The 21871-nt window shown below is 43.3% G+C and carries 16 protein-coding genes; 6 read left to right on the forward strand and 10 right to left on the reverse strand.

Features of this window, described 5'->3' with window-relative positions; genetic code table 11:
- Positions 1 to 69: 69 nt before the first annotated feature.
- The 4 genes from LRQ06_RS10685 to LRQ06_RS10700 all read right to left on the reverse strand — a co-directional run bounded on the left by LRQ06_RS10685 (position 70) and on the right by LRQ06_RS10700 (position 3877).
- Positions 70 to 1077 carry an adenosine deaminase gene (locus LRQ06_RS10685; RefSeq protein ID WP_232766312.1) on the reverse strand — a complete coding sequence of 336 codons (1008 nt, stop codon included), beginning with the start codon at positions 1075 to 1077 and terminating at the stop codon, positions 70 to 72.
- A gap of 209 nt (positions 1078 to 1286) precedes the next feature.
- A complete protein-coding gene (gene dapD / locus LRQ06_RS10690; protein ID WP_232767158.1) occupies positions 1287 to 2318 on the reverse strand; it encodes a 2,3,4,5-tetrahydropyridine-2,6-dicarboxylate N-succinyltransferase in 1032 nt (343 codons plus the stop codon).
- Between the two features lie 232 nt (positions 2319 to 2550).
- Positions 2551 to 2856: a YebG family protein gene (locus LRQ06_RS10695; RefSeq protein ID WP_232766313.1), complete on the reverse strand. Its 306-nt coding sequence runs from the start codon at positions 2854 to 2856 to the stop codon at positions 2551 to 2553.
- Between the two features lie 115 nt (positions 2857 to 2971).
- Entirely contained in the window at positions 2972 to 3877 is a 906-nt protein-coding gene (locus LRQ06_RS10700; RefSeq protein ID WP_232766314.1) for a LysR family transcriptional regulator, read from the reverse strand.
- A gap of 172 nt (positions 3878 to 4049) precedes the next feature.
- Here LRQ06_RS10700 and recC point away from each other — a divergent pair, with 172 nt between their 5' ends.
- The 3 genes from recC (at position 4050) to recD (ending at position 13453) form a co-directional block, all read left to right on the forward strand.
- Positions 4050 to 7508: an exodeoxyribonuclease V subunit gamma gene (gene recC / locus LRQ06_RS10705; RefSeq protein WP_232766315.1), complete on the forward strand. Its 3459-nt coding sequence runs from the start codon at positions 4050 to 4052 to the stop codon at positions 7506 to 7508.
- Between the two features lie 237 nt (positions 7509 to 7745).
- Entirely contained in the window at positions 7746 to 11372 is a 3627-nt protein-coding gene (recB, locus tag LRQ06_RS10710; RefSeq protein WP_232766316.1) for an exodeoxyribonuclease V subunit beta, read from the forward strand.
- A gap of 11 nt (positions 11373 to 11383) precedes the next feature.
- Positions 11384 to 13453 carry an exodeoxyribonuclease V subunit alpha gene (recD, locus tag LRQ06_RS10715; protein ID WP_232766317.1) on the forward strand — a complete coding sequence of 690 codons (2070 nt, stop codon included), beginning with the start codon at positions 11384 to 11386 and terminating at the stop codon, positions 13451 to 13453.
- Positions 13454 to 13520: 67 nt separating this feature from the next.
- Here recD and LRQ06_RS10720 read toward each other — a convergent pair whose 3' ends face one another.
- Complete coding sequence (locus LRQ06_RS10720) at positions 13521 to 13700, reverse strand: hypothetical protein (RefSeq protein WP_232766318.1); 180 nt, start codon at positions 13698 to 13700, stop codon at positions 13521 to 13523.
- Positions 13701 to 14080: 380 nt separating this feature from the next.
- Positions 14081 to 15418, reverse strand: a complete 1338-nt coding sequence (gene argA / locus LRQ06_RS10725; RefSeq protein ID WP_232766319.1) for an amino-acid N-acetyltransferase — start codon at positions 15416 to 15418, stop codon at positions 14081 to 14083.
- Positions 15419 to 15634: 216 nt separating this feature from the next.
- Between argA and mltA the strand changes: the two genes are divergently transcribed.
- The 3 genes from mltA to csdE all read left to right on the forward strand — a co-directional run bounded on the left by mltA (position 15635) and on the right by csdE (position 18077).
- Positions 15635 to 16738, forward strand: a complete 1104-nt coding sequence (gene mltA / locus LRQ06_RS10730) for a murein transglycosylase A (RefSeq protein WP_232766320.1) — start codon at positions 15635 to 15637, stop codon at positions 16736 to 16738.
- 78 nt (positions 16739 to 16816) lie between these two features.
- Entirely contained in the window at positions 16817 to 17629 is an 813-nt protein-coding gene (tcdA, locus tag LRQ06_RS10735; protein ID WP_232766321.1) for a tRNA cyclic N6-threonylcarbamoyladenosine(37) synthase TcdA, read from the forward strand.
- A gap of 19 nt (positions 17630 to 17648) precedes the next feature.
- Positions 17649 to 18077 carry a cysteine desulfurase sulfur acceptor subunit CsdE gene (gene csdE / locus LRQ06_RS10740; protein WP_232766322.1) on the forward strand — a complete coding sequence of 143 codons (429 nt, stop codon included), beginning with the start codon at positions 17649 to 17651 and terminating at the stop codon, positions 18075 to 18077.
- Between the two features lie 83 nt (positions 18078 to 18160).
- On the opposite strand, the gene LRQ06_RS10745 is transcribed toward csdE, so the two are convergent.
- The 4 genes from LRQ06_RS10745 to panE all read right to left on the reverse strand — a co-directional run bounded on the left by LRQ06_RS10745 (position 18161) and on the right by panE (position 21829).
- Complete coding sequence (locus tag LRQ06_RS10745) at positions 18161 to 18925, reverse strand: EAL domain-containing protein (RefSeq protein WP_232766323.1); 765 nt, start codon at positions 18923 to 18925, stop codon at positions 18161 to 18163.
- Positions 18926 to 19065: 140 nt separating this feature from the next.
- Complete coding sequence (locus LRQ06_RS10750; RefSeq protein ID WP_232766324.1) at positions 19066 to 20274, reverse strand: aminotransferase class V-fold PLP-dependent enzyme; 1209 nt, start codon at positions 20272 to 20274, stop codon at positions 19066 to 19068.
- A complete protein-coding gene (locus LRQ06_RS10755) occupies positions 20274 to 20876 on the reverse strand; it encodes a DJ-1 family glyoxalase III (protein WP_232766325.1) in 603 nt (200 codons plus the stop codon). Before LRQ06_RS10755 ends, LRQ06_RS10750 begins: the two co-directional genes overlap by 1 nt.
- Positions 20873 to 21829 (reverse strand): 2-dehydropantoate 2-reductase, encoded by a 957-nt coding sequence (gene panE, locus LRQ06_RS10760; RefSeq protein WP_257794098.1) that lies wholly within the window; start codon positions 21827 to 21829, stop codon positions 20873 to 20875. The genes LRQ06_RS10755 and panE overlap by 4 nt, the downstream gene beginning before the upstream one ends.
- Positions 21830 to 21871: the final 42 nt, after the last annotated feature.

The following is a 21871-nucleotide window of genomic DNA, read 5'->3' on the forward strand; positions in this document are numbered from 1 at the left end:
TCATTCGGATACTCCGGTGGTAGTGATACTCACCGGAGTCGTTCAATAAAAGCTGAGCCTGAGTATTAATCAGGCATAATTTGCAACAAAGTCCAGAACCTGCTTTGTCATCCGTTTTTTTTCTGTATCACTGATAAAGCTGGCTTCAATGGCGTTTAATGTGAACTGAGCCAGATCTTCTTTTGTGGTGGGCAGAGCTTCAGCGACTGCGACAAAGTTATCTGTCATATAACCGCCGAAGTAGGCCGGGTCATCAGAATTGATAGTGACACATAAACCTTGTTTTAACAGAGAAACGACATTGTGATCTTTCATTTCTTTAAAGACTTTCAGTTTTGTGTTTGATAATGGACAAACGGTAAGTGGCATTCTGTTTTCAATCAGGTTTTTGACCAGCTCCGGATCTTCCACGCAGCGCACACCATGATCAATACGTTGCACATGAAGCATATTGATGGCATCAATGATGTTTTGTGCAGGGCCTTCTTCTCCGGCATGGGCGACAGCTAAAAAGCCCTCCTGTTTTGCCATATCAAAGACCCGGGCAAATTTTTCCGGTGGATGCCCGTCTTCTGATGAGTCAAGTCCGACACCAATAATGTCTTTTTTGTATGGCAAGGCCTGTTTCAGGGTTTCTATTGCCTGTTCTTCACTCAGGTGACGAAGGAAACACATGATTAACTGACTGGAGATGCCTAATTCTTCCCTGGCCTTTGTCAATGCTTTAGTGATGCCCTTAATGATAGTTTCAAAGGCAATACCACGTCCTGTATGCGTTTGAGGGTCAAAGAATATTTCGGTATGTATGACATTATCTTTCTGACAGCGAAGCAGATATGCCCAGGTTAAATCAAAAAAATCTTCTTCAGTAATGAGGACGTTGGCACCCTGATAGTAGATATCAAGGAATGATTGTAAATTCGTAAACTGATAGGCGGCTTTCACTTCATCTGGTGAATTGAAAGGAATGTCTACATGGTTGCGTTTAGCGAGTTCAAACATCAGCTCAGGTTCAAGCGAACCTTCAATATGAAGGTGTAACTCTACCTTTGGTAGATCATTTATAAAACGTAACATGTGTATGCCTCTAAAATGGAACAATTAAAATATAGGTAAGAATTGGTTATCAATGCTCTTTCATTTAATGATTATGTGAGCAACCAGAGAAACCGATAGCCTGATCTGGTGATTTGTGTTGATGATTAACGGATAAACGCTAATGATAAAAATAATTAAAGGCCGGTGCAAATGCACCAGCCTTTCAGGGAAATTCGTTTCCGTTTTAATCAGTTGTTAGAGTGTAACTGATCATTTAACTCGATGGCCGATTTATTGGCCAGACATTCAACCTGACCGGTTGAAGAGTTACGGCGGAATAACAGATCCGGAACACCGGCAAGATCTCGGGCTTTGATTATTTCGACTTCATTTCCATCTTTGTCCAGCATGCGGACTTTGGTTCCGGCTGTTACGTACAGGCCAGACTCGATAGTACAACGATCACCAAGAGGGAAACCCAGACCTGCATTGGCGCCAAGCAGAGAGTTCTCACCAATCGAGACCACGACTTTACCGCCACCTGACAGGGTTCCCATGATGGAAGCACCGCCACCGATATCCGAACCGTTTCCAACCATAACACCTGCTGAAATACGTCCTTCAACCATACTGACGCCAGTGGTTCCGGCATTAAAATTAATGAAGCCTTCATGCATTACTGTTGTGCCTTCACCAACGTGAGCCCCCAGACGTACACGAGATGTATCTGCAATACGTACGCCTGTCGGAACAATGTAATCCACCATTTTAGGGAATTTATCAACACAGTCGACAGTTAGAGTACGGCCGGCCAGACGTGCTTCTGTTTGTCTGTCTGCCAATTCCGGTAAATCGATTGGGCCTTCGTTAGTCCAGGCAATGTTGTGTAGCAGGCCAAAAATACCATCCAGTACGATACCGTGAGGCTGAGCCATGCGATGAGAAATCAGCTGAAGTTTCAGAAATCCTTCCGCTACTGACTGAGGTTTTTCATCCGTTGCCAGAATAACAAGCACAAGAGGCTGAGTTGACTCTGACGCTTTAGCAGAAAAGGCTGCACTTTCCGGTTGATCATTGGCTGAGAATACGTCGCTAAGCGCTTTCGCCTGCCCGGCTGAGATTTCAACAGACTGGTTACCTTCAGCATAACCGGTTATTCCCGCCAGGGATTTTATCAGCGCATCCGATGGGGTCATAACCGGTGTTGGGAAATAAGCTTCGATGATTTTACCGTTCGTATTTTTGGTTGCAATGCCGAGAGCCAGAGCAAAATGAGCCATAATTTCATTCTCCGTATGTTGGGTAGCGTCTGTGGATGAAGAAGCGTCTTTCATTCACCCGCTTTATTCGTTTTTGTTTGTTGGGTTCATCTTAAAGATAGTTAGAAATATATAAAAGACTTGCACAGGAGAAAGTCTGTAAACCGATATTTATTGTCTTTTTAGGGATATCTCTCTTTATAAAGAAAGATATCCTGAGATTTGATGTATAAGAAAGGAGCTAAGTGAAAGATCAGGCGGCATTATCTTCTGTGTTATCTGGAACGGCTTTCTCTTCTTTGACCGCTTTGGGTTTTTTAGGAGAAGGGCGGCGTTTGGCTCCAAGAGCAAATAAGACCTCTTCTTTGTTCTGGGCCAGATACAGGGCAAGCTCTTCCTGTTTTGCTTCATCATCGACTAATTCACTTTTACCTAACAGTGTAAAAAGCTCGTCTGCCATATCCAACATTTTATCGTAGGCATCTGCTTCTGCTTTTGAGGTAAAAGTCATTTTTTCTTCTCCATTACGCTCGACCACGTACTTGACGATTACAGCCATGGTTATTCCTCTACAATTTTTATCTGAGTTAACTGGGTTTTTATACAGTCTTTTGGCTCATGAGTCCAGAAAACGACACCGAACCGTGACGATTGTTGATGTAAGTGGACAGGTTTTACTCTTTTTTACCTTGCTGATCCCATTCAAAACAAAACTGTATAAATCGTTTCATCAGCGGACTTTGGTACTTTTCTTTATGTACCAGAAGCCAGAACCGACGTTTCATATCAAGCGGGATATTGAGTGTTTTCACCCGACCGTCATTTATTGCTGAGTGCGCTGCCAGTTTGGATAAACAGGCGTAGCCAATGCCGGCTGACACACTGTTTATCAGAGATTCTGTTGTGTTGAGCTGAAAAGCTTCATGCCAGTGTTCTATTCTCGGAGCGACGGCCCGGAGAAAGAATTCTCTTGAACCGGACCCGGCTTCTCTTAGTAACCACTCGCTGTTTTCAAGGCTGGACAAAGAGACCACGTCTTCATTGGCCAGTGGATCACTGGCAGAGCAGATTACGCACATTTCATCCTGACTGAACTGGGTTGAAATAATGTCCGGATGAAGTGTTTTCCCTTCAATCAGTGCAATGTCCAGTTCGTAATCAATCAGTCTCTGGCATATGAGGGCTGAATTAGAAATAAACAGGGTTTGTGACGTGTGTTTGAGTTCTTTTCTGAAACGGCTCAGAAGGTGAGGGGCGACCTGATTGCCTATTGTGTCGCTGGCTCCGACTTTAAGGAGGCCGGTAAGCTGACTTTCGTCATCGAACAAGTGACTGATGGTATTGGCTCTGTTCAGAAGTTCATCGGCGAGAGGTAACAGTTTTTTCCCTTCCTGATTGAGAATCAGACGGTGGTTCACCCGGTCAAACAACGCATGTCCAATTTGCTTCTCCAGTTCTGACAGAGCCATACTGACAGCGGCTTTGGACAGAAATAATGCTTCAGATGCCTCTGTTAATGTACTGTGTTGAGTGATGGCCTGAAAGACCCGTAACTGCTTTAAAGAGACATTTGTACCCATAGTGATCACCATTATAAACGCATACAACGTATCTTATTGAAACTGAATGAATCTGCAAACAGGAAAATATGAAATGAGGCTTTTCAGGTAAATCGCCAGGATTATTCTAGGGTTGGTTCTTTTCACTATGCTAATCTAGACGTCATGACTCTTTTGGCTTTGGTGTTTGAATTTGTTTACCGTTTACCACTCTAATAAACTTGAAACGTTAAAAATATTACTGGTTCATTTGATTCAGAGTGACCCGTACAAGAACCCATTTGAGTCAGAACGGATATTGGTGCAGAGTCCGGGAATGTCTCAGTGGCTGAAAATGGCTCTGGCAGACGAATTGGGGATTGCGGCCAATATAGAGTTTCCCCTTCCGGCAACGTTTATCTGGGATATTTTTACTGAACTGCTTGATGATGTCCCGGCGCATAGCGCGTTCAATAAAGAGTCCATGGTCTGGAAACTGGTTCAGTTATTACCAAAGCTAAAAGAACGGACAGAATTTTCACCGGTTAAACAGTATTTGGATCGAGACAGTTCTGAGCTGAATCTGTACCAGCTGGCTGAAAAAATTTCAGATATATTTGATAGTTATCTTGTTTACCGGCCTGAGTGGATAGACGCCTGGGAGCGTGGTGAAAACATCGGAGAAAATAAAGATATTCATCCATGGCAGCCGGTGTTGTGGCGTGAGTTATACCGTTATACGCTGGAGCTTGGCCAGTCTCACTATCATCGGGCAAATCTTTATCAGACATTGATTGAGCAATTACAATCTCAGGATCTGAGTCAGAGCTCATTACCTAAGCGTTTGTTTATTTTTGGTATAACGGCCTTACCGCCACGTTATATCGATGCGCTACGTGCTTTGGGGGAACATATTGATGTACATCTTATGTTTACGAATCCTTGTCAGTATTACTGGGGAGATTTGCGGGACCGGAAAACGTTAGCCTGGATTGCTCAGCAGCAGAGATTACGATGGATTAAGAACTGTGACTCCGTTACGCGGGGCGAACCGGTTTCTATTCTGAAAGGTGGGATAGAGGATAATGAGGAAGATTCCCTGCATCTGAAAAGTGCTGTTGGAAATGATTTATTGGCATCGATGGGAAAGCTTGGGCGGGATAATTTGCTGTTACTTTCTCAGACAGAAAGTGAAGAACATGAATTATTTATCGATATTGACCGGGTTAATTTACTGACGAATATTCAGGCTGACCTGTTAAATTTAGAAGAACATCAGAGTGACGATATTCTGCTTTCTAGTCATCATAAACCTGCAATGGATGTTGATGACCGATCGTTGTCTTTTCATGCCTGTCACAGTCCAATGCGGGAGATAGAAGTTTTACACGATCATTTATTGTCTCTTTTTGACGAGGATCCTGACTTAACGCCCAAAGACATCATTGTGATGGTCGCTGATATTAATGATTACAGTCCGGCTATTCAGGCGGTATTTGGTAATGCGCCGGGTGAACGTTTTATTCCTTTTTCCATTTCTGACCGTACCGCGGATCAGGAGTCGCCGGTTCTGAATGCCTTTTTGCATATTCTTAATTTACCCCGTTCACGTTGTCTTGCCTCGGAATTTCTGGAATTGCTTGAGATTCCTGCTGTTTCCAGACGGTTTGATATCAGTGATGAAGAGTTTATTCAGGCAAAACGCTGGATTGAAGAGTCCGGAATTCGTTGGGGATTAAACCAACATACGGCAAAAGAATTTGATTTACCTGAAACGTACCAGAATACCTGGGAGTTCGGTATTGCCCGGATGCTTACCGGTTACGCGATGGGGGATGAGGTCGATTGGATTGAAGTAAAAGGTGAATGCATTGCGCCTTATAGTGAAGTTCAGGGATTAAAGGCGGAACTGGCTGGTAAGCTCGCATTTTATATTGAAACCATTCGTCGTTACCGGGATAGGTTGAATATTGCCCACTCTATCGATGTCTGGCGGGATATTATGGATAACCTGTTAAACGATTTTTTTGCAGTCGATCTGGAGGAAGAAGTCGCATTCTATTCCATTCGTGAGTTGTTCGGTCAGCTTAAGGAACAAATTAGCGAATCGCATTACGCGCAGCCGATGACCTTTGATTTATTGGTTTACTATTTAACGCAAAAATTGTCCGGGACTCGTGTCAGTCAGCGTTTTCTGGCCGGGCAGGTGAACTTTTGCACTCTGATGCCTATGCGCTCCATTCCCTTTAAAGTCGTCTGCCTGCTGGGTATGAATGATGGCGTTTATCCGAGAAGTATTCCGGCAGAGGGATTCGATCTGATGGCGTTATCTCCCAGACCCGGAGACCGTTCCCGCCGGGATGATGACCGTTATCTGTTCCTGGAAGCGTTAATTTCTGCCCAGAGTTCTCTTTATATCAGTTATGTCGGACAGTCTGTCAGAGATAATACGCCCCTTTCACCGTCTGTATTGGTAACAGAATTACAGGAATACTGTTACCAGAATTACTGTCTGCATGGTGATGAAGATTTGGATGTTGATGCATCAGGACAGCGTCTTCTTCATCATCTGACGTTTCATCATTCAATGGTTCCTTATGGTCATGACGCTTTTTCAGGTGAAAAGCCGAGTTATGCCGCGGAATGGTTAACATCAGCAAAAAGAAAAACGTATAACGAAAGTGAACCGGAGCAGGATCTGGTGGATTACTGGCTGGATAAGACATTTCCGTTTGATCTGGAACTGACGGATTTTCAACGGTTCTGGTCTTTACCGGTTCGTTATTTTTTTAATGTTCGTCTGGGTGTCTATTTTGATGAGCCAGTGTCTGAGCAAAAAGATGAAGAGCCGTTTATTCTGAATCATCTGGAAAATTATTACCTGATGGATGCTCTCATACCACTGATGCTGCAAACGGAGACAGAAGCAGGAAAAGGATTTGAACATCTTCGTAAAAAATTATCTGCGCAGGGGAAGTTACCTGTCGGTGCATTTGGTGATTTAGACTTCCATCAGCAGGTGGTCAGGGTAACGCCTTTGGTCGAGGGAATTCGTGAAGTATGCGGAGGAAAACTGCCGGATCAGGAAATTGAACTGGAGTTTAAAGTGCCGGATACCGATCGTGGTATTCATTTGAATGGTTGGATTAGTGAGTGTTACCAGTCCGGTCTGGTTCGTTACCGGCCCGGCCGCCTCAGAGCTCAGGACTATCTGACCTGTTGGATAGAGCATTTGGCTTATGCAGCGATGGGGAATGTTTGTGTGACTCACATGATTGCTCTATCACCAAAACAAGAGCGAGAGCATCAGATTTATGAGGGTATTCGTGACTCTGAATGGGCGAAAGCCGAACTTGCATCTCTTGTGTCATACTTTCTTGATGGGATGAATAAACCTCTGGCTTATTTTCCCCGGACGGCATTGGCTGGTATTGAGTCGTTATTCCGTAAAGGGCAATGGACAGACGATGAAGACGGTGTTTTCGATAAAATGGCCCGGACGTTTTGTGGCGATGATTATTTTGATGGAGAGGGACAGAACGTTTATATTTCCAGGATTTGGCCCGAATGGAATGACGAACTGGCCAGACGATCAAGGCACATTACCGCCCGGGTTCTGGAAATCCCACGCAAATACGCCAGAGCATTTGGTTCAGAAAAGGGTGAAGAATAGGGTGGCCGCCAGATTTATAATTTTTGGTAGTAGGGTATAACTGTGCGGCCATAGGTCAGAGAGACCATAAACTGGAGAGTTAACTTGTAACTGATGTGGCGATGCTACTGAGTTTACCGAATTTCAACCGTGAGTCAGATCTCAAACCCTTTTTTATCAGTAGGTAACCGGTGCCGTTTGTTACATTTTTTTAGGTTGCATCACATTATTCGTTGTCTCAGAGAGGTGAAAAAATCAATGGTAAAAGCAGATGACCAACAGGCAGAAATTCTGAATATCAATACATTTCCTTTGTTTGGGACACGATTGATAGAGGCGTCTGCGGGGACAGGAAAAACCTTTACCATTACCGGATTATTTTTACGCCTTTTGCTTGGACACGGGAATCAGAATGCCAGCCCAATAGGCCCCCTTCGGGTTGAACAGATTTTGGTGGTGACATTTACTGAAGCCGCAACTACAGAATTGCGTAGCCGGATCAGAGAGCGGATACATCAGGCTCGAATTGCTTTTAGCCGCGGAGAAAGTGATGATCCGGTGATTCAGTCTTTGTTGGACAGTGTTTCGGATCGTATATATGCCGCCCGGCTTTTACTGAATGCTGAGCGGGAGATGGATTCAGCGGCGATCTATACGATTCATGGCTTTTGTCAGAGGATGTTATTGCAAAATGCGTTTGAGTCAGGAAGCCGGTTTATCAGTGAGTTTGTGACTGATGAAAGTGCTTTAAAAAGTCAGGTGGTTGCTGATTACTGGCGTAAGTATTTTTATCCGCTGAATTTGGAACTGGCAGCTGAAGTCAGACGTTTGTGGCCTCAGCCGGATGATTTACTGCAAAGCATTGGACGTTATTTGTCAGGGAAATCTCCCATGTTGAGCGCCCGGCCTTTAGAGGGCAGCCTGAAGGCACTTCATCAACAAAACCTTGAGCGAATTATAGAAATTAAACAGGCCTGGTTGAGTGTGTCCGGTGATGTTGAGCAAATACTGAATGAATCCGATATTAAGCGGCAAAGTTACAATAAACGTTATCTTCCGGCCTGGATAGACACATTGACGCAATGGGCCCGGGAAGAGACAACTTCTTATAAGATTCCGGATGCTTTAGAAAAATTCGGACAACAGATACTGATGGAGAAAACAAAAGTCGGTGGGCTCTCTCCTCAGCATCCTGTTTTTTCCAGAATTGATGATTTTCTGGCGGACGATTTATCGGTAAAAGAACCATTAATGGCGCATGCGATTGAAGTTTGCCGGGGGACATTGCAGGCGGTAAAACAAGAGAAATTACTGTTGTCTTTTGACGATCTTCTGGTTCAGCTGTCTTCGGCTATTGATCTTGATGTGCAGGGAATTCTGACTGAGCGTATCCGGTTATTGTATCCGGTAGCAATGATTGATGAATTTCAGGATACGGATCCTTTGCAATACAGTATTTTCAGCCGTATTTATCTGAATGATGAATCATCCGGTTTATTTATGATTGGGGATCCAAAGCAGGCGATTTATGCATTTCGGGGTGCGGATATTTTTACTTATATCAAGGCCCGGAACCAGGTTACGGCTCATTATACTCTGGCGACTAACTGGCGTTCAACAAAAGAGATGGTAATGGCAACCAATGCGCTTTTTGAACAGGCAGCGTCTCCTTTTTTGTATGACCAGGATATTCCTTTTCTTCCGGTGAGTGCCAGCCCGAAAGCCGGTCAGAATTATTGGTCCTTAGCAGGAGAACGGCAACCCGCCATCAATTACTGGTGGCCGGATGAAGTTTCCGAACTCTGGAGTAAAGCGGATTATCATTACTGTATGGCAGAGGCAACGGCCAGCCAGATACAGACGTTACTTGAATCTTCCCTGCAAGGGGAAGCATTGCTCATTGAAGGAAGTGATCGGCAAAGGATTCAACCCGGTAATATTGCTGTTCTGGTTCGTACCGGTTATGAAGGCAAGTTAATACAGAAAGCGTTAAATAAGCAGGGCATTGCCAGCGTATATCTTTCAAACCGGGACAGCGTTTTTCTGACCGGGGTTGCAAAAGATATTCTGTTATTGATGGATGCGGTGCTGAATATTGATGATGAAAGAAAGCTGAAGTCATGTCTGGCATCATCACTGTTTTCGTTAAACATTTCCTGGCTGGATAAACTGAGCGAAGATGAAGGACTGTGGGAAAAAACGGTAGCGGAATTTCACTTTTATGCCCGATTGTGGTCCGAGAGAGGCATTCTGCCAATGTTGCGTTCGGTATTACTGAAACGCCATATTTCGGAACGTTGGTTAAACGAAACCGGAGGGGAGAGAGCGCTTACGGATTATCTGCATGTAAGTGAGTTACTTCAGCAGGCCAGTTCCGAACTGGAAAGTCAGACGGCGTTAGTACGTTGGCTTACCCAATCGGTTTCCGGAGCAGTTCAGGGAGGAACGAACAATGAAGAACAGATTCAGCGATTAGACTCTGAACGGAATCTGGTCCAGATAGTCACCATTCATAAGTCGAAAGGGCTGGAATACGATTTGGTTTTTCTGCCGTTTATTATGAGTTACCGGCTTGCCGGTGAAGCCAGGTACTACGATCCGGATTCAGATCAGACCATATTGGATCTTTCTGCCGGTAAAACGTCGTTGAATCATGCGGATAAAGAGCGTCTGGCCGAAGATCTGCGACTATTGTATGTTGCACTGACACGTGCTGTTTTTGGGTGTTTTATTGGCGTTGTTCCGTTAAAACAGGGACGTTCTGCAAAGGGCGCGAGTGGGGCTCATCTGAGCGCATTGGGTTATTTGTTGCAGGATGGAACAGAAGGTATCGCAGACGATTTATATGAGGCCTTACAAAAACAATTACATACCGGATGTGCTGTTGCGATGTCACCACCGCCTTCTTGCCATTCTGAACGCTACTGTGAACCAGCTTCTGACGTAGAAGTTTTGTCAGCCAGTCAACTTCAGAATCGTGTGGAACGGTCATGGAAAATGACCAGTTATTCCGGATTAGTCAAATCACACCATCATCGGTTGGATGCCTCTTTCGAGTTGCCCGGTTTTGATATCGATTCCGCTGATGACGCTGAACTGACAAGTTTGGTGGAAGAAAACAAAACCATTTTTAGCTTTCCTAAAGGGGCAAGGCCCGGAACGTTTTTACACAGTGTTTTTGAGAATGTCGATTTTTCACTTTCTGTTACTTCACCGGAGAATGAAAAAATTCTTACGGATCTCATCGAAGGTGAGCAGCTTGACAGGCACTGGCTACCTGTTGTTCAGAAACTGGTAATGAATGTTCTGAGTACTCCTCTGGATGGTAAGGAATTGATTCTTAGTTATAAAACAGTTCATCACCGGTTGCACGAACTGGAGTTCTTGTTGCCAGTTGAACTACTGCATTCAGCAGTCATTAACCGGACTTTAAAACGTTATGACTCATTATCCTGTCAGGCCACTGAGCTGGATTTTCTGTCTGTGAAGGGGATGATTAAAGGTTTTATTGATTTAGTGTTTGAACATAAGGGCAGATACTATGTTCTGGACTGGAAGTCTAATTATCTGGGTGATAGTAGTGGTGACTATACACCGGATAAATTAGAGATGGCGATGATTGAACACCGGTATGATTTTCAATATCAGATTTACACAATTGCGTTGCATCGTTTTTTAGCGACCCGTATTCCTGATTATGATTACGAGACACATTTTGGTGGCGTTTACTATTTATTTCTCAGAGGAATGGATGGTGAAAGTTCAAATGGTATCTTCTATACCCGTCCGGATCTGACATTTATTGATGAACTGGACTCAGTTTTACATGGCCTGGAGATCAGTTCCCGAATATCCGGGGCCGGACAGATGGAGCTTGATTTGTAATGGACACACAGATGATTACTGAGCTACTTGACAATTTACTAAAACAAAAGATTATTCGTCCTCTGGATGTTCAGTTCGCCAAATTTATTTGTCAGCAAAGCTCTGGCTCATTGGCTCCTTATGTGTCGTGGCTGGCGGCCGTTGTCAGCTATGAACTTGGACACGGGCACATTTGCTTTTCTCTTGTGGATGATGATAGTAAAAAAGTGAACAATGTGTTTCCTTTCCCTGTTTCTCTTGAGGGGATCGAAACTGTCGTGGAATGTCTGAAACAGGTTGACTGGTTAACTCTGATTCACGACTCTCCGGCAGTAGGGCAACCCGGAGATAACACACCGCTGATTTTTGATGGTAAGCGACTGTATTTACACCGTTATTGGTTCTATGAGGCTTCTCTTGCAGATAAACTGCTGCAGTTTAACCAGAAAAATGGCTTATCTGTATTGGATATTCATGGGTTACGGGAAAGTCTGGACCGGCTTTTTCCCCGCTCATATTCCTATCTTTTTGAGCTTCTGCAACAGGCAGATAAGAATAATGATAATCAGATCCGTCGCCTGATTTGTGAGAATCTGGATATTGTGAAACAGGAACGAGTTGACTGGGTAGCCATTAAGGATGTTGTTCTTGGAGCGACAAGGGCCGAAGATTTACAGGTTTTGGATGAACTGATACCGGAGTCGGTGGTATTAAACTGGCAAAAAGTCGCGGCAGCAATTGCCATCAGCCAGTCTTTTGCTGTTATTTCCGGGGGGCCGGGAACTGGTAAAACGACGACTGTCGCGAAATTATTAGCAGCATTAATTGAAGCCTCTTCAGAACAACAGCCGGTGATTAAGCTGGTTGCACCAACAGGAAAAGCGGCAGCAAGATTAACGGAATCAATAGGGAAAGCCATTGATCGTTTACCGGTTTCTCCGGGAATAAGAGAGCGGATTCCGACACAGGCAGGAACCATTCATCGTTTGTTGGGGGCCTTTCCTGACCGGGCTAATTTCAGACACAATAAAGCCAATTTACTGCATTTGGATATTCTGATTGTTGATGAAGCATCAATGGTGGATCTATCATTAATGTATAAACTGTTTGATGCATTGCCACCGCATGCCAAAGTCATTCTACTTGGCGATAAGGATCAACTGGCGTCTGTCGAAGCCGGAGCGGTACTTGGTGATATCTGTTCATTTCAGGCTTATGGCTACAGCAGTAAACAGGCATCTGTTGTCGAGAAGCTTACCGGCTTCAGTGCATCCGTTGTTCAGGGACAGGTATTGTCTCCACCGATTGCCGATAGTTTGTGCGTTTTGCAAAAGAGTTACCGTTTTAGTGCTCGGTCCGGAATTGGTCTGTTGGCGAAAGCGGTGAATTCCGGAGACGAAAACGCTGTCAGAACAGTATTGGACTCCGGGTATCATGATGTCCACTTCTTTAATTTATCCGCGGCCAATTACCAGCTTATTTTGTCGACATTAATGGAAAAATATCAGGCTTATTTAACTATTATTTTGGATGAAAAGGCAGGGTATGAGGATACCGGTATCAGAGCTAAACATGCGCTTCGTGCGTTTTCTCAATGTCGTTTGTTATGTGCGGTCAGAGATGGTGATTTTGGCGTAAACGGTATTAATGAAAGAGTGGAACGGAGACTTTCGGTGCAAAAGAGAATTTGTATTCAGGATGATCTTTGGTATGAGGGGCGCCCGATCATGATTGTCAGGAATGATCACCGTCTGGGTATCTATAATGGGGATATCGGTCTCTGTATGAGAGACGATGATAAGCGGTTAAAAGTTTTTTTTGAAATGGCCGATGGGACAGTAAAAGGTATTTTACCCAGCCGTCTTCCACTGCATGAAACCGCTTATGCGATGACGGTTCATAAAAGTCAGGGAAGTGAGTTTGAGACAACGATATTGGTTTTACCCCCGGACTTTACCCCGGTGATTACCCGTGAGCTGATCTATACGGGAATTACCCGGGCAAAAGAGAATTTGTATTTACTGGGAAATTGGGGGGTATTCAACCGGGGAACAAAATTGCTGACCAGCCGTGCCAGCGGATTAGCGGATCGGTTATCCTGATATCTTTTACTTTTGAAATTTTATCAGGGTATACAAACCATCCTTGGCTTGTTCAATGAGAGATAACTCAGAAGAGTGCTGAAGTAAAAGAGAGGGATTTTATTTTGTAGCGCTCTTTCGATTCTAAAATGAATTCTTTCACCTGTTTTGATACAGGAAAGACACAATGTACATCCAGTCCTGCTAAGAAATCGTTGTCGCCCATATCCCAGAAACTTTGCAGAGAGTTACAGATAACAGTTTTCATAAATCCAATGCTCTTAATAACCAGTGATAAGTTTTAAAAGCAATCCTTGCTTACTTTATTGAGCAAAATAAAAATTGGGTACAGCTCACAAAAATCAATATGTCCATGTTGATTCGCGCAAATTTTACACAAAAAAAACAAAAAGGGAAGTGATTAATTTTTGTCCTGTTTTACGCAATCGATTTCAAGGTAAAAATATATTGGTTATGCAATGGGTTTTATTGTTTTTATTCGGCAAACCAGATAAATAAACTACCAATTAGTAAAAAAAAAGAAAAAATCACTTTTTGTAGCTCAGAGAGATTCGTTATTGTTAGAGGCAAATAAATTTTCATAGGAAGAGGGATACATCCCTCTTCCGGGGTAGGTTAGATTAATGACTACAGATCAACGGATAAAATTTTTGAGCGCCGTTGGTAGTTATAGAGATTTTTCTTTTTCACCGGGAGATTGTCGACCCCCACTTCGATAAAACCTTGTTCCCGGAACCAGTGCACGCTATGAGTCGTAAGGACAAATAACTGACTAATCCCCATTTTTTTTGCCTGATGTTTCATGTGGTTGAGGAGCAAAAGCCCCCGGTTTCCATCCCGGTATTCATTGTGAATGGCCACACAGGCCATTTCGGCCATTTTTTCATCGGGATAAGGGTATAAGGCAGCACAACCAATGATTAATCCGTCTTTATCAATGATGGTAAATTTATGAATTTCCTGCTCTAACTGTTCCCTGGAACGCCTGACTAAAATGCCTTGTTCTTCTAGTGGATGAATCAGCTCTAATATTCCTCCGATATCGTCGATATTTGCCTGCCGGATTTGTTCTGCGCTGGCCATCACAATCTGAGTACCGATACCGTCGAAAGAAAACAGTTCCTGAATCAGGGCACCATCTTCCCGGTAACTGACCAGATGACTCCTTGGTACACCGGCTCTGCAAGCCTTACCAGAAGCCCGTAAAAAGCGAATTTTACCTGTGCTGGTATCATCATGCCCTTTATTTTCGATTTCATATTTATGCAAAAGATCTTCGACATCTGAAGGGAAAAGTTCGGCGATTGAATTGCCTTTTTCATCAATGATGCCTTGTTGAGAGCAAAAACCAACCAATTTGTCGGCCTTCAGACGGATGGCAACCTGAGTTGCAATTTCTTCAGAAAGAAGATTGAAGCACTCGCCGGTAATAGAAGCGGCTATCGGACCGAGAAGAACGATGGAACCCTGCTCCAGATATCGGTTAATTCCATCGATATCTATTCTGCGAATACGGCCACTATGGCAGTAGTCAATACCATCTTCTACACCTAATGGCTGAGAAATAACGAAATTCCCGCTGACGACGTTTAACTGAGTTCCGGCCATTGGTGTGTTATTCAGACTCATTGACAGACGTGCCGTCACAGCAAGTTGCAACTGTCCCGCTGCCTGCATTACCAGACTGAGAGCATCGCCGGTGGTAACCCGGATGCCTTTATAGTAGGGCGTTTCACACTGATGATTTTCCAATATTTCGTTGATTTGCGGCCTTGCTCCATACACGATAACAACCTTGATTCCCAAGCTGTGCAGAAGGGCTATATCACTAATAATATTGGGAAAGTTTTCATGAGCTATTGCTTCACCACCTAACATGATCACCATTGTTTTTCCTCTATGAGCATTAACATATGGTGCTGACTGGCGGAAACCTTTTACTAGAGCTGTACTACGTATTTTCACAATGGCAATTGCGTTGGTTATTTATGTTTTAATAATGACTTTTTATTCAAAAATAGACAAGGTTTTTGATCCGAATTCTCAAAAAAATCTTCAATTTTTGACTTTCAATACTAGAACATAGTTATGTTAGAATTTTATGAACAGGCCGGTTCATGATTGTAGTCTGGTGCCGAATTTGCGATTCTTTTACCTCTTTTGTTGGATAATGGGTTTTCTGTGAAAAAAAAGCTGATATTTCTTGCGGTTATTACGTTATTGGCCGGATGTGTGAATCCGACCGATCAGGGACAACAATATAAGAACGGAGATTTACCTGATGTTTTGAATCAGTCTTATTTGGTGACATCCAATGTACCAAGGGACTTCACGGAATTTAAAGAACAAAGCCAGATGGTTCTGGATAAATCTCCATCCATGGCAAATGTATACGGTCCACTGTATAAGCAGTTGGATGAGTGGGTGCTACAGAGTGGTGATCCGGCTAAACTGGCCAAATATGGCATCCAGACCGCTCAGTTAGGTGGTGGGGATAACAAAGGGAATGTTTTATTTACCGGCTATTTTTCACCGGTCATTGAACTCAGACACAAGAAAGATGAACTATTTAAATACCCGGTTTACGGAAAACCAGAATGTGGTCAGGAATGCCCGACCAGAGCGCAAATCTACGCCGGAGATTTACAGGGAAAGGGATTGGAATTAGGGTATGCAAAAAGCCTGATTGATCCGTTTATTATGGAAGTTCAGGGCAGCGGTTTTGTTCACTTCGGCGATGATGACACCATGGAGTATTTTGCCTATGCAGGAAAAAACTTTAAGGCTTATGTCAGTATTGGCAAGGTTTTAATCGATAACGGGGAGGTTGCCCGTAAGGATATGTCCCTTAAAGCGATCAAACAATGGGTAAGCACTCACTCTGATACTGAGGTCAGAAATCTTCTTGAACAAAATCCATCGTATGTGTTTTTTGCACCCCAAAAAGTGGATTTTGTTACCGGAACGGCGGGGATTCCGCTGTTGCCGATGGCTTCCGTTGCCGGGGACAGAAAATGGCTACCAATGGGAACGCCGCTTCTGGCAGAAGTCCCTTTATTAAATGCCGATGGCTCGTGGAGTGGGACGCATCAACTGCGTTTACTGATTGTGCTAGATACCGGAGGGGCTGTGAAGGATAATCACTTGGATCTGTATCATGGTATGGGGCCAAGAGCCGGAGAACAGGCCGGTCACTACAAATATTTTGGCCGGGTCTGGAAACTGGGGCTCGCCAATTCGGCGACTCAGCTTCCTTGGGTGACGCCTCCGGAAAAGCTAAAATAGGCTCTGGACATTTTTACAGAGAGTGCGTATAAATCGCACTCTTGTTTTTTTGTGTGATTTTTTGAGTAGGAACCGGCCATGCGAACACTTGATACCCCTGCAACAGAAAGTTATAACCAGCGCTTTGGTGGAACCAGACGCTTGTATGGGGTTGCTCAGGTTGAAGTGTTACGAGCGGCTCATATTTGTGTCATTGGTATCGGTGGGGTTGGTTCCTGGGTCGTTGAGGCGTTGGCCAGAACCGGCATCGGTGAACTGACCCTGATTGATATGGATGACGTATGTGTTACGAACATTAACCGTCAGATTCATGCAATGAATGGAACGGTTGGCCAGAGTAAAATTGAAGTGATGGCGGAAAGGATTAAAATGATCAATCCTGACTGTAAAGTCAATTTAGTCGATGATTTTATTTCACCGGATAATCAACATGAATATTTATCCAAAGCGTTCGATTACGTTGTTGATGCGATTGACAGCATTAAAGCTAAGGCTTCGTTACTCGCTTATTGCCGGAGTAATAAAATTAAAGTGATTACGATAGGTGGTGCCGGTGGTCAGACGGATCCGACTAAAATTCAGGTCGCGGATTTAACGAAAACCATTCAGGATCCACTGGCGAAAAAAGTGAAAGATCGTTTAAGACGTTTTCATCATTTCCCTAAAAATCCGGCCCGGAAATTTGGTATTGAATGTGTTTTTTCGACAGAGCAATTGAAATATCCGCAAACTGATGGGTCTGTTTGCGCGGTAAAATCGACAGCCGAAGGACCTAAGCGTATGGATTGCGCCAGTGGTTTCGGTGCGGCAACAATGGTTACGGCAAGTTTTGGTTTTGTGGCTGCGGCTCGTATTGTCGATAAAATTTTGTTAAAGCATTGTGCGAACTAATGAGTAAATAAAGAATTGTATGGCTGAATTTCCTGATTGTCCGTTTGGTACGACGATAACCTCCGGGCAGATATTAGAAGCGTTGAATAGTAAAACAACGTGGGAAGATCGTTACCGGCAGTTAATTTTATGGGGGAAAGCGTTACCGGATATGCCGGAAGCACTACGCCTTGAAAATGTGACAGTGAAAGGGTGTGAGAGTCAGGTATGGATTGTTTCTCGTGAAGAACAAGGCCATTGGTATTTTTGTGCCGATTCGGATGCCCGGATTGTTAAAGGCCTGATTGCAGTTGTATTAGCTGCGGTTAATAACCGTACTGCCGATGAGATTCGGTCATTTAATATGGAAGCCTATTTTTCCGATTTAAAACTGTTTGAACATCTGAGCCCGTCAAGGGGTAATGGTCTGAAAGCCATTGTGGATAAGATTTATCAGGATATTAAGTGAATAATAAGAGAAATCAGAAAAGTATCAGCAACGTAGTTTAGCCAGTAAATTTTATTTAACATTGAAGTTTATTTTATCGGTGATTATAAAATATCAAAATCAACTGTTGGTAACGATTCAAACCCTGGCTTAGCAAAATAATATCCTTGCATTAAATCTACTCCAATATTATGTAGAAATAGCATTTCTTCTTTTGTTTCAATGCCTTCTATAAGAGGTGATATATTAAGTTCTCTTAGCATAGCTACACAGTTTTTTATAATAATCTGACGGGTTGAGTCTGTATCCACGTTTCTTATTAGTCCCATGTCAATTTTTACGATATCACTTTGGAAGTTTGCCAGAAGATTTAATCCTGAGTATCCAGCACCAAAATCATCAATGGCTGTTTTAAAACCTAAGCTTTTGTAATATTGGATAATATTTTTTATATGCTGATTATTTTCGAATTTTTCACTTTCAGTAAATTCAAACATGATTTTTTCAATAGGGAAGTTACATTTTTTCGCTACATTTAATGTTGTGCGAATACATCTCTCGGGCCGGTAAACGGCGTTAGGTAAAAAATTGATACTAACTAATGTTGTAATGTTTAACTTTGCTGCTAAGGTAATCGCTTTTATACGACAAAGCTGATCAAACATATATTGGTTTTCTTTATTAACCTTAGAAATGACAGAGTATGCAGGTTCATTATTGAGGCCTCGAACTAATGCCTCATACCCAAAAATGCGTTTGGATGAATATTCAATTATAGGCTGAAATGCCATAGTAAAATCAAACTCTAATTCATTTTGTTCTGCGCATTGTTTGCATGATAAATTTTGATAACTTTTGGGTTTATCCATGTTTATTGTTCTCAGCAAAATTCTGAAAGTTTAACTACTCTATTTGTAGATCTTAGTTGTTGATTGAACTGTGAGCAAATTAAAAGGATATTGTGACAAAAAGAGGTTGATATTATACAACTTCTTTCGTTTATCGTTGGTTATTCAAACAGTTCAATGGCTTTATCCAGAGCCGAAATGCATTTATCAATATCGTTTTTGTCATTGTACAGACCAAATGAAAGGCGAATGGTCCCTGATAGAGAGAGTGCATCCATTAATGGATGGGCGCAGTGGTGTCCGGAACGAACCGCTACTCCCTGTTGATCGAGCAATGTTGCAATATCCTGATGGTGAATGTTTTTAACAGTAAAGCTGATAATGCTTGCTTCAGGTTGGTAGCCAATGATGGCGACAGAATCTCTCTGGCTTAAACGCTGAAAGGCATATTCTTGTAAGGAGCGGAGATGGGCTCTTTTTTGCTCATAAGGTATTTTCTGGTACCACGAAACCGCTTCCGCCAGAGCAATAGCACCGGCTATATTGGGAGTACCGGCTTCAAATTTTGCCGGTGCATCAGCAAAGGTGGTGCCACTGAACGAGACTTTATCAACCATTTTACCACCACCATGCCAGGGAGGCATGGATTGCAGTAATGGGTATTTCCCATATAAAACGCCAATCCCTGTCGGACCATAAAGTTTGTGGCCTGAAAATACATAAAAATCCGCGTCCAGAGTCTGTACGTTAACCGGTTCATGAACAATGCCCTGTGCTCCGTCAACCACAACAATAGCTCCCACAAGATGCGCTTTTTTTATAACTGTTTCAACCGGTTGCCGGTAGCCTGTTACATTGGTGATATGTGCAATAGAAACCAATTTTGTGTTGGCTGATAATTTTTGTTCAAAGCTGTTCAGATCAAAACCACCATCCGGAGTGACCGGTATCTTTATGATCCGGGCACCGGTGCGCTGAGCCAGAAGTTGCCAGGGGACAATATTGGCATGATGCTCATTTTCACAAATTACAATTTCATCGCCAGAGTGTATAAAAGCATCGCCCCATGTGTTGGCAATAAGATTAAGTCCTTCGGTTGTCCCTCTGGTCCAGACGATTTCGTTTTCAGAGTCGGCATTGATGAATTGAGCAATGTCTTTTCTGGCTTGTTCAAAACTTTTTGTGGCCTTGGCGGTAAGGTGGTGGCTACCTCTGTGCACATTGGCGTTCGTGGTTAAATAGTATTCACCAATACAATCAATCACGGTTTTCGGTTTTTGAGTGGTTGCAGCACTATCCAGATAAACGACAGGTTCATCGGGGTCAGTCAGTGATGGGAATTGAGATTTTATTGTCCGGATATCAAACATTATTGCTCACTTCCTAACTGATGATAATTCAGCGTCGGATTGGTAATCATTGGTTCTGCAATGGTCCATGCGAATTCTTTTCCAGAGAAATGAATGATGATTTCCATAGCAAATTCGAGTGCTGTTCCCGGTCCCTGGCTGGTCAGTAAATTGTTATTCACATCGTAGGTCACCCGTTTACTGCGCCACTTGTTTTCAGGAATGTCATTTTTAAATCCGGGATGGCAGGTCATAATCGCATCGGGGAAAAGATTATGCTGCTGAAGAACAACGGCAGGTGCAGCACAAATTGCAGCGACTAACCGTCCTTCATATTTCTGTTGTTTTACCATTTCTACGAGTAAATCATTATCTCTGAACGTTTCAGAGCCTCCGAGTCCTCCGGGGAGTACAATGGCATCGAACTGCTCATCGGCAACGTCAATTAAACGTTTTTGAGCGGTCAGTTCTATTCCTCTTGAGGCCTTTATTTTCAGTTCTCCGGTAAATTCTGCACTTGCAACGGTCACGTCATAACCGGCCCGGATCATAATATCAATAATAGTGACTGCTTCCATTTCTTCTGTTCCTGAAGCAATAGGAACCAGAATCCGTTTTGTCATTTTGTTATCCCGTTACGTTCGAGTTCTTTTACCTGATTATATAGTTTTTCATTTTCCGGCACAGCTACATTATGATAACGGGCCCGTTTCAACAGATAGCCGGTGATGAATTCAATCTCGGTGACTCTTCCCAATGCGATATCCCGGTTCATTGAGGATAAATTTTCAGCTGTCGCCTGAATGACCGTGTTGATCTGGGATCTTAGCCTGTTTTTCTGAATGTCTATCCCTTCTGATTGCATCACCCGGGATATTTCATCAATGATTGTTGAAAGCATTGCCTGATTCTGTGCTTTTGCAAGATCCCCATTTTTACACTGCAGAATAGCGGTCAGAGGATTGATCGCACAGTTGACTGACAGCTTGTGCCATAAAGCCTGATAAATGTCCTGAGTCCATTCTGTGTTCGGTAAAGCATGATGAAACACATCAGCAATAAAACGGCACTGCTTCCCCTTTTCGTTCAGTCCCCCGATAATGGTGTTGCCACGTCCGGTATGAGCAACACTGCCGGAAGCGGTTAACATTGCGCCATGGCTGGTGGTTGCAAGAAGTGTTGGGTATTTTGCCAATGTGGCTGTGAGTAAGTCAGTCGTTCCCATTCCATTATGCATAAATAGCAGGATCGTCTCCTGGCTGAGGTATGGAAGTAACGGATGAATAGCGTTTTCGACTTGCCTGGCTTTTACTGTGATTAGAATAATATCCGCTTCTTTTAACCGGTGTTCATTGTTATTTTGCACAAGAAGAGATTCTGTTTTGTGTTCAACCGCGACGGATAATACCCGTTCAGTTTTCCGGCTCCATAGTGAAACGCGGTGACCGGCCTTATTAAGGTGATACGCCCACAATTTTCCAATGGCACCAGGGCCTAAGATCACAATATTCATAGTTTCTGCGGCAGGAATGGTTTTGGAAAGGATAATATTTGCGGTAGAAAATGCAATGTTCATTGAGTGCGTTATGATTATTATTGGAATTTGGTTGTTTTGCTG

Origin of the sequence: Vibrio salinus (assembly GCF_021272385.1) — a bacterium.
Taxonomy (GTDB): domain Bacteria; phylum Pseudomonadota; class Gammaproteobacteria; order Enterobacterales; family Vibrionaceae; genus Vibrio; species Vibrio salinus.